General features: G+C 71.2%; 11 protein-coding genes. 7 read left to right on the forward strand and 4 right to left on the reverse strand.

Annotated features, from left to right (window positions below; translation table 11 throughout):
• Nucleotides 1–66: 66 nt before the first annotated feature.
• On the reverse strand, nucleotides 67–1,098 hold the full coding sequence (locus tag FCN18_RS26200) for a helix-turn-helix transcriptional regulator (RefSeq protein ID WP_112275750.1): 1,032 nt from the start codon (nucleotides 1,096–1,098) through the stop codon (nucleotides 67–69).
• 86 nt (nucleotides 1,099–1,184) lie between these two features.
• On the opposite strand from FCN18_RS26200, the gene FCN18_RS26205 reads away from it, so the two are divergent.
• Nucleotides 1,185–1,640, forward strand: a complete 456-nt coding sequence (locus FCN18_RS26205) for a cupin domain-containing protein (protein ID WP_112275752.1) — start codon at nucleotides 1,185–1,187, stop codon at nucleotides 1,638–1,640.
• Nucleotides 1,628–2,038 carry a DUF1304 family protein gene (locus FCN18_RS26210; protein WP_228714139.1) on the forward strand — a complete coding sequence of 137 codons (411 nt, stop codon included), beginning with the start codon at nucleotides 1,628–1,630 and terminating at the stop codon, nucleotides 2,036–2,038. The genes FCN18_RS26205 and FCN18_RS26210 overlap by 13 nt, the downstream gene beginning before the upstream one ends.
• A gap of 104 nt (nucleotides 2,039–2,142) precedes the next feature.
• On the opposite strand, the gene FCN18_RS26215 is transcribed toward FCN18_RS26210, so the two are convergent.
• Nucleotides 2,143–3,573: a Na+/H+ antiporter NhaC family protein gene (locus tag FCN18_RS26215; RefSeq protein ID WP_137096365.1), complete on the reverse strand. Its 1,431-nt coding sequence runs from the start codon at nucleotides 3,571–3,573 to the stop codon at nucleotides 2,143–2,145.
• Nucleotides 3,574–3,713: 140 nt separating this feature from the next.
• On the opposite strand from FCN18_RS26215, the gene FCN18_RS26220 reads away from it, so the two are divergent.
• Nucleotides 3,714–5,156, forward strand: coding sequence for an amidohydrolase family protein (locus tag FCN18_RS26220; protein ID WP_137096366.1), 1,443 nt, complete (start codon nucleotides 3,714–3,716; stop codon nucleotides 5,154–5,156).
• Nucleotides 5,157–5,342: 186 nt separating this feature from the next.
• On the opposite strand, the gene FCN18_RS26225 is transcribed toward FCN18_RS26220, so the two are convergent.
• On the reverse strand, nucleotides 5,343–7,019 hold the full coding sequence (locus FCN18_RS26225; protein ID WP_112275758.1) for a bifunctional 3'-5' exonuclease/DNA polymerase: 1,677 nt from the start codon (nucleotides 7,017–7,019) through the stop codon (nucleotides 5,343–5,345).
• Nucleotides 7,020–7,114: 95 nt separating this feature from the next.
• On the opposite strand from FCN18_RS26225, the gene FCN18_RS26230 reads away from it, so the two are divergent.
• Nucleotides 7,115–8,740, forward strand: coding sequence for an acyl-CoA synthetase (locus FCN18_RS26230; RefSeq protein ID WP_137096367.1), 1,626 nt, complete (start codon nucleotides 7,115–7,117; stop codon nucleotides 8,738–8,740).
• Nucleotides 8,741–8,759: 19 nt separating this feature from the next.
• Here the strand turns inward: FCN18_RS26230 and FCN18_RS26235 are convergent, their stop codons facing one another.
• A complete protein-coding gene (locus FCN18_RS26235) occupies nucleotides 8,760–9,611 on the reverse strand; it encodes a hypothetical protein (RefSeq protein WP_112275761.1) in 852 nt (283 codons plus the stop codon).
• 221 nt (nucleotides 9,612–9,832) lie between these two features.
• On the opposite strand from FCN18_RS26235, the gene FCN18_RS26240 reads away from it, so the two are divergent.
• From FCN18_RS26240 to FCN18_RS26250, 3 genes are all read left to right on the forward strand, one after another.
• The gene (locus tag FCN18_RS26240) at nucleotides 9,833–11,020 is read left to right on the forward strand and encodes a S8 family peptidase (protein WP_112275763.1); all 1,188 of its coding nucleotides are present in this window, start codon (nucleotides 9,833–9,835) and stop codon (nucleotides 11,018–11,020) included.
• 84 nt (nucleotides 11,021–11,104) lie between these two features.
• A complete protein-coding gene (locus FCN18_RS26245; protein WP_112275765.1) occupies nucleotides 11,105–11,857 on the forward strand; it encodes an SDR family oxidoreductase in 753 nt (250 codons plus the stop codon).
• A 1-nt stretch (nucleotide 11,858) separates the two neighbouring features.
• Entirely contained in the window at nucleotides 11,859–12,521 is a 663-nt protein-coding gene (locus tag FCN18_RS26250) for a histidine phosphatase family protein (protein WP_112275767.1), read from the forward strand.
• Nucleotides 12,522–12,527 lie beyond the last annotated feature (6 nt).

Below are 12,527 nucleotides of genomic sequence, written 5' to 3' on the forward strand. Positions count from 1 at the left end.
ACACCAAGCCCGCCTCAGCCACTACAAACGCCGCGGCTACCCACTTCCTTAACTGCCGTTGCAGTACTAGCCTGGCTCGGGGCGGAGCTTTGCCACGAGTTCGCCTCTGCTGCGGACGCCTGCCTTGGTGAAGACGGACTTGAGGTGGTCCTGGACGGTGTATGCGGAGATGGCCAGGCGGTCGGCGATGTCCGATGTGGACCTTCCGGCGATCACCTCGTGGCAGATGTCGCGTTCGCGTGCGGTGAGCCCGTACGCGGCGAGCAGCAGGCCCAGCAGTTCCGAGCCGGACGCGCGCTCCACGGTGACCACCGTGTCGGCGGCGTCCTCGCCGGAGAGCAACCTGCTGGCGCGCAAGAGGATCCAGCCGCCCGAGGCGTCGCGCACCCTGGCCCGGAACGTACCCGTGACCGCCGCACGCGCACCCGCCGCGACGGCGCGCAGCAGCACCCCGCACCGGCCTGGCGCGACCTCGTCGAGCTCCACCCGCCAGGACCCGGCCGCGGCCGTCGCCGAGCGCGGCACACCGTCCGCACCGACAACGAAGATCGCCTGCTCGTCAGGACCACGGGAGCTTCCGGTGCGGGCCGCGACGCGCGTGGCCGTGGCCAGCGCGGGAGCCACCGAGGCCACGAACTCCACCTCGCGATCGGTGAAGTCGCCGCGCCGCACCATGCCCGCGCCACCCCAGCAGGTGCCGTCGACGCGGAACACGGCACGCAGCTCGTGGCGCAGTCCCAGCGGCCGCCACACCTCGTTGACCCTGCCACTGCGCTCGCGGTCACGCAGCGGCAGGTCCGACAGCCTCGCCACCGGCGCGGGCCGGGCGGCCAGCTCGGTGAACGTGTGCGGCTCGGTGCCGTCGTACTCGTAGGTCGCCAGCAGCGGCTCGTACCGGCGCGGGATGAGAGCGGGACCGCTGGTCATCGAGCTGATCACCGTGGTGTCCGGGTCCATCGACGCCCAGCAGGTCAGGTCGGTCGGCACGACCCTGCCGACCAGCTCGATGGCCGCTCGGTGCAGTTCGGTGACGCCGAGCCCGGTGGTGGCCAGCGCGGCGATCTCGCGTCGCGCGCCGAGCGCCCGACCCTCCCACATGGCCGAAGTATGCGCCTCGCGCACGCCGCGCGGCACCCCACATTTCCGGGATGGAGCCTTCCCGCCGCGGTTCCTACCGTCGGCCCATGACCACGATGTATCTCTCCGGAGCGGGCGAGGGCGCCGAGCTGGACTCACCCGACGCGACGGTGACCGTGAAGGTGGGTGCCGAGCACACCGGCGGCGCGTACGAGCTGTTCGAGATCGACGCGCCGCGCGGCCCGACGGTGCCGCCCCACCGCACACCCTGGCTCGTCACCCACTACGTCCTGCACGGGCGCATGGGCGTGTTCGTGGACGGCGAGATCCACGACCTCGGCCCGGGCGCCTCCGTCACCATCCCCGCGGGCACGCCGCACACCTTCACCGTGCACACGCCGTCGGTGCGCTTCCTCGCGCTCAGCACGGGCGACGCCATGGGCCGCTTCTTCCGCGACGTCCACGAGACCGTGCCGCGTAACACCCCGCTGGAGAAGGCCGCTGAGCTGCTGGGCGACGTCGTCGCCCGCCACGGCGTGACGCTGGCGGAGTGGTCGCCGTGAACGTCGTCGCGCAGGTCTTCGCGGGGCTCGCCGCGTTCGTGCACGTCCTCGTGTTCGTGTGGGAGGCCCTGCTGTTCCGCCGCCCCTCGGTGCACAGGGGCATCTTCCGGGTCCCCGTCGAGGACGTGCCCGCCGTGCTGCTGTGGTCGTTCGGCGTCGGCTTCTACAACCTCTTCCTCGCCTCGGGCACGGTCCTCGGGCTGGTGCTGCTGAACACCGGCGACGAGGCTGTCGGCCGCGCCCTGGTGTTCTACACCTGCGGGTTCATGGCGCTCTCCGGCGTCGTGCTGTTCGCCGCCGACCGGATGGCGCTCGGCAGGCCGAGGGGAGCGGGGCTGAGCGGCGTCGCCGGACAACTCGGGCCACCGCTCGTCGTCTTCGCGACGGCGTTCCTCTAGTGCCCGCCGCCGGAAGTCTGTTGCTTTCGTCGGTGGATCGAGGTTAACGCAGCCAGCGGGAAGCTGGGCCACCGAATTATGTGGCGAACTTCCGGCGGGGGGCACTAGGAGAGCAGAGCGAGCTGGATGACGTACACGGCCAGCGAGGCGGCCAGCAGGATCCAGCCGCAGTAGATCATCCGCTTGAGCGCCGTTGACCTCGCGAACGCCATCGGCGAGATCATGTTGGGTCCTGGGGACGGACCGAAGGTATCGGCCTGGCAGGAGCACAGCAGCACCACCGCCCACGCCTGCACCGGCACGCCCAGCGCCTCCGCCGTGGGGCCGAACACGCGGTCGATCACGATCACCTGCGCCGCCGACGCGCCGGAGATGCCGAGCCAGCCGATCAGGGCCACCACGATGAGGAAACCCAGCACGCCGAGCGCCTTGAGATCCGAGCCGAACCGCTCCAGCAGCACGTCGTACGGCTTGAGCTCCTCGACCACGGTGAGCAGCGCCGCCAGCATCCAGAACAGCAGGAACATGTCGACGAGCCGGCCGCAGCCCTCGTAGATCGCCTTGAGGATGGCGTTGACGGGCATGCGGGCCGCGACTCCGGTGACCACCGCCATCACGATGAGGGCGACGACGGCGAACGACGTGCCCGCGCGCGTGACGACGCCGTAGGCCACCAGCACCGCGAAGGTCAGCAGGAAGGCGATCGTGCTCCGGCGCGCACTCGGCGGCAGAGCCGTGTCCTGGTCACCGATCTCGCGCTCGTCGTAGTAGTCCTCCGCCGACACGGGGTGCCGCTGGCACCAGCGGATCACCACGAAACCGACCGCGAAGCACACGATCGTCAGCGGGCCGCCCGCGGTGAGCACGTACTCGGGGTAGCTCACGCCGGAGTACTCACGGATGGCGACCATGGAGCCCACGAACGGAGCGACGAACATGCCGCACGCGCCCCCGATGAACATCATCAGCGCGGTGCTGGAGCGGGTGAAGCCCAGCCGGGCCGCGATCGGGATCACGATCGGCGCCGCGATCGCGAACGCGCCGATGAGCGTGCCCAGCGCGATCACCAGGACTCCGGAGGCGATCATGATGCTCAGCTGGGCGCGGACGGGGGTGTCCACACCGAACCGGTCCACGATCATGCGCACCAGGTACGTCGCGCCGCGCGTGCGGGTGAGCACCTCGCCCAGCCCGGCGCCGAGCATGATGATCAGTCCGATCTCGACGATGTCCGAGCCGAGCGCGCCCCCGAGCATGCTTGCCGCGTCGATCGGATCGCTGTGCAGCAGCAGGAAACCCGACACCAGCGCGGCGACGCTGGCGAGCATGATGTCGAGGCCGATGAGCACGAGGATCGCGTAGATCGCGATCGGCGCGAGACCCCACAGCGTCGGTCCGTCCACAGTGAACCCGACCACCAGGCTCATTCCGAGCGAGAGCACGGTCAGCGCGATCTGGGTCGCTCTGCGTGCAGGCGAGACCCGTTCCCCGCTCTCGGGTCGCGGCGGTGCCGCCTGCTGCTGGACGTCGGACATGGGGCGGTCTCCCTCGGTTGGTTCGTTGGCGGGGACGTTAGCTGGCTAAAGTTGCGTCTGCAAGAAGCTACGCAACAGATATTGCATTCGGGTTTCCGGCTGCCGTAGCGTCACCTCGACGCCACAGGAGGGAATCCCGCATGACCCGCACGCTCGACCTGATCGCCCGCAGCGCCCACGTCGTCGACGCCGAAGGGGAGCAGGGGGTGGCCGATGTCGGCGTCGCGGACGGCGTCATCACGGCCGTCGAGCCGGAGCTGCCCGCCACCGCCACCCGTGAGCTCGACGCCGACGGGCTCGTACTGCTGCCGGGCGTGGTGGACAGCCACGTGCACCTCACCGACCTCGCTGGCAGCGACCCGGCAGGCCGCTCGCCCGCGCACGAGCGGCTGGCGCGGGCGGGCGTGACCACGGCGGTGGAGTTCTTCGATTTCCGCACCGTGCTGGACCAGTGGCACGCGTCCGCCGCCGGGCTCACCATCCTCGGCCTGCAGGGCCTGCCCGCCTACAGCGACGGCACGCCGGCAGGCCGCGTTCGCGACGACGTCGGCGCGGCGCTTCGCGACGGCGCCATCGGGATCAAGCTGCTCGGCGGGCACTTCCCGAGCACCCCGGACGCCTCCGCGCGCGCGATCGCGGAGGGCGCCGCCGCGGGCTGCTACGTCGCGTTCCACGCGGGCACCACAGCACACGGCAGCAACCTCGACGGCATGCGCGAGGCGCTGCGGCTCGCCGACGGCAGGCCCCTGCACCTCGCGCACACCAACGCCTACCTGCGCGGCGCGGTCACCGAACTCGTCGAGGAGAACCAGATCGCGCTCGCCCTGTTGCGGGAACATCCCGAGGTGGTCAGCGAGGCACACCTGGCGCCGCTCAACCTGTGCCTCGGCGCGCTCGACGGGGATCGATTCACCGACCACATCGTCGTCAACTGCCTGCGAATGGGCGGCTACTCCACGGACAGGGCCGGGCTGTTGCGGGCCTTCGCCGATGGCTTCGCGCACTGCCTGCGGCAGGAGGCCGGGCAGGCGGTTCCGGTCACGGGCGACGCGGGACGCGAGGTGTGGGAGAGCGACCCCGCTCGCGCGTCGCTGTGCTTCCCGGTGAACCGGCGGCTCTCCGGGTTCATGCAGAGTTGCGCGCGCCGCGACGCGAGCGGGACGCTGCGCTTCGACGGCACCGGTGACTTCGTGGTGGACGCCATCTCCTCCGACGGCGGTTACTGGCGCAACCTCGTGCTGGACCAGGGGCTCGCGCTCGTCCAGTTCGGTGCGCTGAGCCTGCCGCAGCTGGCCCACAAGACGAGCCGCGCGCCCGCCGCGTTGTTCGGCCTGCCCGGCAAGGGCCGGATCGCGCCGGGCTTCGATGCCGACCTCGTCGCCGTCGACAGTGGACGGAGGTCGGTGCGGCTGACGGTCGCGGGTGGCCAGGTGATCTTCGACGGCGAGCGTGTGGTCGGCACCGGCGGCACGGTGCTCACCACCGAGCACGGCACGGCAGCGCTGCGGGCCCGCCGCATCCCGCACCGCGTAATCGACCTCGCGGACAGCGACTTCCTCACGCGCGGCACACCCGTCGCCTGACCGCAGTGAAGGCCACCATGCCTGCGCTCAACGCAGTGAAGGTGGCCTTCACTGCGCCCGCCGGGCTTCCACCGGCACCCAACCGGAGGCTCCGTGCCACTGTGCCGGGTTCCACGCAGTGAAGGCCACCTTGCCTGCGTTCAACGCAGTGAAGGTGGCCTTCACTGCGGTCGGGGCGGGAAACGGCTACTTGGCGTCGGAGTAGGCGTCCACGATCGCCGCGGGCATGGGGAAGCGCACCGGGCAGGACTGGCCGAACACCCGGGCCGTGGTCTCCGCGACCGCGTCGGCCAGGCACGTTCGTACCTGCTCGGCCAGCCCGGCCGGGGCGTGCACCAGCACCTCGTCGTGCTGGAAGAACACCAGGTGCGCGGGCTCGGGAAGGCGCTGGCGCAGGGTGGCCAGCAGCACCGCCGTCCAGTCCGCCGCGCTCGCCTGCACGACGAAGTTGCGCGTGAACCGGCCCCAGTCGCGCGCGGCCCTGCGGGCCTGCTCCTCGTTCGCCGTGCCGCCCGTCAGCGTTCGCCACGCCGCCGAAGGCGGGGGCGAGGTCCGGCCCAGCCGGGACCGGACGATCTCGCCGCGCTCCCCGGCCAGCGCCGCGTGCTCCACATAGGACACCGCGGCCGGAAACCGTTGGCGCAGCAGGGCCAGCAGCGACGCCGCCTCGCCCGCGGTGCCGCCGTACATCGCCGAGAGCATCGCGATCTTGGCCCGGCCGCGGTTCTCGCCGTCGGCGCCCCTGCCGGGGAACATCGCCTCCGCGAGGCTGGTGTAGAGGTCGGCCGAGGCGGAGACGTCGGCGAGCTGCCGGTCGCCGGACAGCGCCGCGAGTATGCGCGGCTCCAGCTGCGCGGCATCGGCGACGACCAGTTTCCAGCCAGGGTCCGCGCGCACGCACGAGCGCAGCACGCGCGGGATCTGCAGCGCGGCTCCGCCCCGGCTGGCCCAGCGCCCCGACACCACGCCGCCGACGACGTACACCGGCCGGAACCGGTCGCCGTGCACCCACTGCTCGAGCCACGCCCACCCGTGCGCCGAGTGCAGCCGAGCCAGCTCCTTGTACTCCAGCAGCGGCGCCACGGCGGGATGCTCGACGTCCCGCAGCACATGGGCTCTCGCCGACGGGATCGAGATCCCGGCCCGGCCGAAAGCGCGCACGACACTGCCGGGGTGGTCGGGGTTGAGCGCCCGCCCGCCGAACGCGTCCTGGACCCGCTCGGCGAGTTCGGCCAGCTTGCGGGGCCGCTGCCCGTTCGGCACGCGCGGGCCGAGCAGCTCGGTGAGCAGCGCGTCGTGCAGGTCGGCGCGCCACGGCAGCCCATCGGCCGACATCTCCGCGGCCGCGAGCGCGCTGGCCGACTCCGCGGCCACGAGCAGGCGGATCCGCTCGGGGTGGGGGAGCAGGCCGATCCGGCGCTGCTGTTCGGCGAGCACCACCTCCATCGCGTCGAGCGCGCTGACCCCGGGTGGCAACCCGGAGCCGCGCGGGTCGAACAGCGTCGGCTGCTCGTCGAGGCCGGGGTGGGCCGCCCTCGGCTCGGCGGGAGGCTCGAGCCCTCGGGCCCTGGCGTAGGCGGCGGCGAGGCTGCGGGACTGCTCGTGGCGGCCCTCGTGGGCCAGCAGGATTCCCTCGATCAGGGAAAGATCATGACAGCGGCGCACCCGGACACCGCCCTCAAGCAGCACCGGGTAGTCGTGCTCGACCGACGCGAACACCCAGCGCGGGCGTAGCTCCCGCTCCCAGCGGGCGGCGTGTTCCACCAGCTCACCGGGGGAGAGCCGGGGCGGGGCGGGAAGTTCTCCTTCGAGCGCGCGCACGGCATGGACACCCTCCGCTTCCCGCGCGACGATCAGCTGCACGGTCCGATTCTGCGTGCGGGCACCGACAGGTTACGGTCGACGGTCGTAGCTACTAGCCGGTAGGTTGTGCTCGTCGAGCTCGAGGAGGTGCCCTGATGAGAAGGCCGCCCACCGTGGCCGAGTTGGTCGGCCGTGTTTCGGAAACGGCTCGCAGCGTCGAAGTGCTGTGGCGCGCGGGACTCGTCCCGATCCCGAGGGTCGACGAGGGCATCCGCTCGCTGTTCGCCACGCGCCGCTACGGCCCGCTCGCCGGCGCCGTGCGCATCGCGGCCCACCGGGACCCGCTGGCCGTCGGCATCGTCGACGAGCGAGGCCCGCTCACGTTCTCCCAGCTCGACCAGCAGTCCAACGCGCTCGCTCGCGCGTGGTCCGAGCGCGGCGTGCGGCCGGGCTCGGCCATCGCAGCGCTCTGCCGCGACCACCGCGGCCTCGTCGTCACCATGCTCGCCGCTGGCAAGCTCGGCGCGCCGCTGCTGCTGATGAACACCGGCTTCGCCAAACCGCAGCTCACCGACGTCGCCGCCCGCGAGAAGGTGGAGGTGCTGGTCTACGACGAGGAGTTCACCGCGCTGCTCGACGGCATCGAGGGCGTCGACCGCTACCTCGCGTGGACCGACTCCGACCTGGCTGGCCACCAGGTCCCCGTGCTCGAGGAGATCATCGCGAGCACCGACGACCGGCCGCCGCCCGCGCCGGAGAAGCCGGGCGGGCTGGTGCTGCTCACCAGCGGCACCACCGGCACCCCGAAGGGCGCGCCGCGGCCCAGGATCTCTCCGCTGCACTCGGCGCAGTTCCTCGACCGCATCCCGCTGCGGGTCGGCGAGGCGACGTTCATGGGCGCGCCGCTGTTCCACGGCACCGGCATCTCGCAGTTCATCCTGTCCCTCGCGCTCGGCTGCAAGGTGGTGCTGCGGCGCAGGTTCAACGCCGAGGAGACGTTGCGCCAGGTCGCCGAGCACAAGTGCACGGCGGTCGTACTGGTGCCGACGATGCTGCAGCGCATCATCGACCTCGGTCCAGAGGTCATCGGCAGGTACGACACCTCCAGCGTGCGGATCATCTTCGTCGCGGGCTCGGCGCTGCCGCCGGACGTGGGCAACCGCGCCACCGAGATCTTCGGCCCGGTGATCCACAATCTCTACGGCTCCACCGAGGTCGCCGTGGCCACCGTGGCCACGCCCGAGGACTGGCGCAAGGCGCCGGGCACGGTCGGCAGGCCCCCGGTCGGCTGCCGCGTCGCGCTCTACGACGAGCAGGGCAATCGCATCACGAAGCCGCACGTCACCGGGCGCGTGTTCGTCGGCAGCGGGCTCGCGTTCGAGGGCTACACCGACGGAAGGCACAAGGAGATCATCGACGGCCTGCTCTCCAGTGGCGACGTCGGGCACTTCGACGAGGACGGTCTGCTGTTCATCGACGGCCGCGACGACGAGATGATCGTCTCCGGTGGCGAGAACGTGTATCCGGTCGAGGTGGAGAACCTGCTGGTCGAGCACGAGAACGTGGCCGAGGCGGCTGTGATCGGCGTGCCCGACGAGGAGTACGGGCAGCGGCTCAAGGCGTTCGTGGTGCTCACGAAGGGCGCTTCGCTGGACGCCGACGCGGTGCGGGACTTCGTCAAGCGGAACCTGGCCCGCTACAAGGTGCCCCGCGACGTCGAGTTCCTCGACGAGCTGCCCCGCAACGCCACGGGCAAGCTGCTGCGGGGTGAGCTGAGCTGAGCGTGCCCGACGAAAGTCGCTAGGCCCAGCCGATCCCGAAGATGCCGGGGCCGAAGTCCAGCGCGATGGCGTGCACGCTGTTGCCCTCGTCGACCTTGAGCGGGCGGGACTCGGGCTCGTCGGCGTCCTCGGGGCGGGCGTACTGCCAGCATTGCGAGGGCGTGGAGCCCATTCCGAAATGCACCTCCAGCAGGTACTCCGGAATGGGGTGCCAGAATTCGCGGAAATGCGCTTTGCGACATTCCGGTCCGGGCGCGTGGTCGTAACGCAGTGCGTATTCGACGAGGTAGGTCTCGCCGGTGTCGATGGGGTGGCCGAAGAGCAGCTCGGCGAGGGTGAGCCCCGCGTCGGCGTCCACCTCGACCCTGCCGATGCTGCAGTTGCGCAGGGGGCGCAGGTTCGGGGCGCGCTCGCCGGAGCCGTCCTGGCGGTAGGCGAGCAGCCAGCGGTCCTGCCCGTCGGCTCCGGCCTTGAATACCGCGGTGGCCGTCACCGCGCTCTGTCCGCCGTCAGCGGAGATCTCGCACCGGTCGTGCAGGCCGACCAGGGTGATGCCGGAGTGCGCGTCGAGGGTCAGCGGGCGTGCGGTGTCCTCGGCGCGCCTGCGGGAGGACGACGTGCCTCGTGGCCGGGGCGGTGGCAGGAGGCCGAGCAGTGCCCCCGAGGGCAGCTCTAGGATCTGCTCGAGCGCGCGGACCGCGGAAATGGAGCTCTGCCGTTCTGGCTGCCGTTTTCCGGACTGCCAGTAGCTCAATGCGGTGACACTCACCGAAATGCCGTGTTCCTGCAGCCGTGCCTGAATACGGTCGAGCCCGAGCCCGCTCGTCGAAATGGCCCCTCTCAGGGCCGACGAGAATGCGGTGCCACCCAATTTCCGGCTCGCCCCCCGACGATAGTGGCCATAACGATATGGACAAGGTTAGCAGCGCTCTGTAACGACCGAGTGCTGGCTGCGCAGGGTGACCGTACATCCTAATGGTCTACCCACGTGTGGGCCAAACGGCCTACAACTGGTAACTGTGAATTATTGCCCAACTGCATCCCACCCAGTTTGCATGGCTCACGTACTGCTGGGGACGAGGAAGGAAGCCAATGGGCAACTCACGGAAGCTACGGCGAAGCCTCACCACGGGAGCGGTGCTCGCGGGCATCACGGGCGTGGTCGCCGTCAACATGGGAGCGGCACAGGCGGCCCCGGCCGAGGGCGCGATCCTGTCGGCCGACACGCCGAACGCGGTCTCGGACAGCTACATCGTGGTCCTGAAGGACAACGTCGTCACTTCCACCGTCTCGGCACTGGCGAACTCCCTCGCCGGTGCCTACGGCGCCGACGTCACGCGCACCTTCGGCAGCGCCCTCGACGGCTTCTCCATCAAGGCGACCGAGGCCGAGGCCAAGCGGCTCGCCGCCGACAGCGACGTCGCCTACGTCGTGCAGAACCAGCGGATCCACACGCAGCAGACGGCCTCGTGGGGGCTCGACCGCATCGACCAGACCGACCTCCCACTGGACGACGCCTACAACGTCACCAACAAGGCCGACAACGTCACCGCGTACGTCATCGACACCGGTGTGACCGCCGACCACCCCGACTTCGGCGGGCGGGTCACCGGCGGCGCCGACTTCATCGACAACGACGACGACCCGACCGACGAGAACGGCCACGGCACCCACGTCGCGGGCACGATCGGCGGCGAGACCTACGGCGTGGCCAAGGGCGTGCAGATCGTCCCGGTCCGTGTGCTCGACGCCAACGGCAGCGGCACCACCGAGCAGGTCGTCGCCGGGATCGACTGGGTCGCGCAGAACGCGAGCGGACCGTCCGTCGCCAACATGAGCCTCGGCGGCACCGCCGACCAGGCGCTCGACGACGCCGTGCGCGGCGCCATCTCCGCGGGCGTCACGTTCGGCATCGCGGCGGGCAACGAGGGCCAGGACGCCGGCAACACCTCGCCCGCCAGGGTCACCGAGGGCATCACGGTCGCCGCGAGCGACAACCAGGACGCCCAGGCCGACTTCTCCAACTTCGGCGAGGTCGTCGACCTGTACGCCCCGGGCGTGGACATCACCTCGGCCTGGCACGACGGCGGCGAGAACACCATCAGCGGCACCTCGATGGCGACGCCGCACGTGGTCGGCGCGGCCGCGCTGTACCTCTCGGGCAACCCGGAGGCCACCCCTGCCGACGTCGAAAGCGCGCTGACCTCGGCCGCCACGCCTGACAAGATCACCAACCCGAGCGCGGGCACGCCGAACCGCCTGCTCTTCGTTGGTGAGTGACCCGGAGGAACGCCTGACGAACGGTGGCCCGGCGCGAGCTTCGCGCCGGGCCACCGTTGTGTTACCAGGCGGTAGGGTCAGCGCATGGTCTACCGGAAGAACATCGTGATCACCGGCGCCAGCGCGGGCCTCGGTGAGGGCATGGCCAGGCGGTTCGCCGCCGACGGCAGGAACCTCGCGCTGTGCGCGCGGCGCACCGAACGGCTCGACGCGCTCGCCGGGGAACTGACCGCCGCCCACCCCGGCATCCGGGTGGTCACCCGCCAGCTCGACGTCAACGACCACGACCGCGTCTTCACGGTGTTCCGCGAGTTCCGCGACGAGCTCGGCTCCCTCGACCGCGTGATCGTCAACGCCGGGCTCGGCAAGGGCCAGCCCATCGGCAGCGGTCATTTCGCCGCGAACCGGCAGACCGTGGAGACCAACCTCGTCGCCGCGCTGGCCCAGTGCGAGGCGGCGCTGGAGACCTTCCGCGAGCAGCGCGCGGGTCACCTCGTCGTGGTGTCGTCGTTCAGCGCGCTGCGGGGTATGCCGCGCAACCTCACCGCCTACGCCGCGTCGAAGGCCGGCGTCGCGACACTCGCCGACGGCATCAGGGCCGACGTGCACGGCACGCCGATCGCCGTCACGACGCTGCTGCCCGGCTACATCGCCTCCGAGATGACGGGCAGGGCCGGCCGGACGCCGCTGCTCGCGAGCGCGGAGCGCGGCGGCGACGCGCTGGTCAAGGCCATCGAGAGCGAGAAGGCGAAGGCGTACGTGCCGACTCTGCCCTGGGCGCCGCTCAGCGTGGTGGTGCGGGTGCTGCCGGCCGGGCTGTTGCGGAGGTTCACCTGACATGGGCGCCATCTACCTGGTGAGGCACGGGCAGGCGTCCTTCGGCGCCGCCGACTACGACGTGCTCTCCGAGCGCGGTCACGAGCAGTCGCGGCTGGCGGGCGCCGAGCTCGGCAGGCGGGGCGTCCGCGCCGACGAGGCGTGGTGCGGCACCCTCTCGCGGCAGCGCGCGACCGCGGCCGAGGCGCTCGCCGGGTTCGCGCCCGGTGTGGTCGCCAAGGAGGACCCGCGCTGGAACGAGTACGACCACGTCGACATCGCCGCCCATCACGGCGGGGGAGCGGCGCAGGACAGCGCCGACCCGAGGGCGTACCAGGCCGCGCTGGAGTCCGCGCTCGCCGCGTGGACCGCCGCGGGCGCCGACAGCGGCGCTGACGAGACGTGGCCCGGCTTCCTCGCGCGGGTGCGCGGCGCCTTCGAGGAGCTGGCCGCACGGGTGGGCAGCGGCGAGCAGGCGGTGGTCTTCACCTCCGGCGGCGTGATCGCCACACTCTGCGGGCTGCTCACCGGTGACCCGGCGGAAGGGCTGATCACGTTCAACCGGGTGGTGGTGAACGCCGGCATCACGAAGTTCGTCACCGGCCGGTCGGGAACGACCCTGCTGTCGTTCAACGAGCACGGGCACTTCGAGGGTGAGGCCAGGAAGCTACTCAGCTACCGCTAGGAGGAC

Origin of the sequence: Prauserella endophytica (assembly GCF_005146945.1) — a bacterium.
Lineage (GTDB): Bacteria > Actinomycetota > Actinomycetes > Mycobacteriales > Pseudonocardiaceae > Prauserella_A > Prauserella_A endophytica.

Bases quoted from the DNA above. Each gene is read 5' to 3' on its own strand.
- FCN18_RS26200 (WP_112275750.1), bottom strand. From the start codon at position 1,098: ATGTGGGAGGGTCGGGCGCTCGGCGCGCGACGCGAGATCGCCGCGCTG.
- FCN18_RS26215 (WP_137096365.1), bottom strand. From the start codon at position 3,573: ATGTCCGACGTCCAGCAGCAGGCGGCACCGCCGCGACCCGAGAGCGGG.
- FCN18_RS26220 (WP_137096366.1), top strand. From the start codon at position 3,714: ATGACCCGCACGCTCGACCTGATCGCCCGCAGCGCCCACGTCGTCGAC.
- FCN18_RS26250 (WP_112275767.1), top strand. From the start codon at position 11,859: ATGGGCGCCATCTACCTGGTGAGGCACGGGCAGGCGTCCTTCGGCGCC.
- FCN18_RS26205 (WP_112275752.1), top strand. From the start codon at position 1,185: ATGACCACGATGTATCTCTCCGGAGCGGGCGAGGGCGCCGAGCTGGAC.
- FCN18_RS26230 (WP_137096367.1), top strand. From the start codon at position 7,115: ATGAGAAGGCCGCCCACCGTGGCCGAGTTGGTCGGCCGTGTTTCGGAA.
- FCN18_RS26240 (WP_112275763.1), top strand. From the start codon at position 9,833: ATGGGCAACTCACGGAAGCTACGGCGAAGCCTCACCACGGGAGCGGTG.
- FCN18_RS26245 (WP_112275765.1), top strand. From the start codon at position 11,105: ATGGTCTACCGGAAGAACATCGTGATCACCGGCGCCAGCGCGGGCCTC.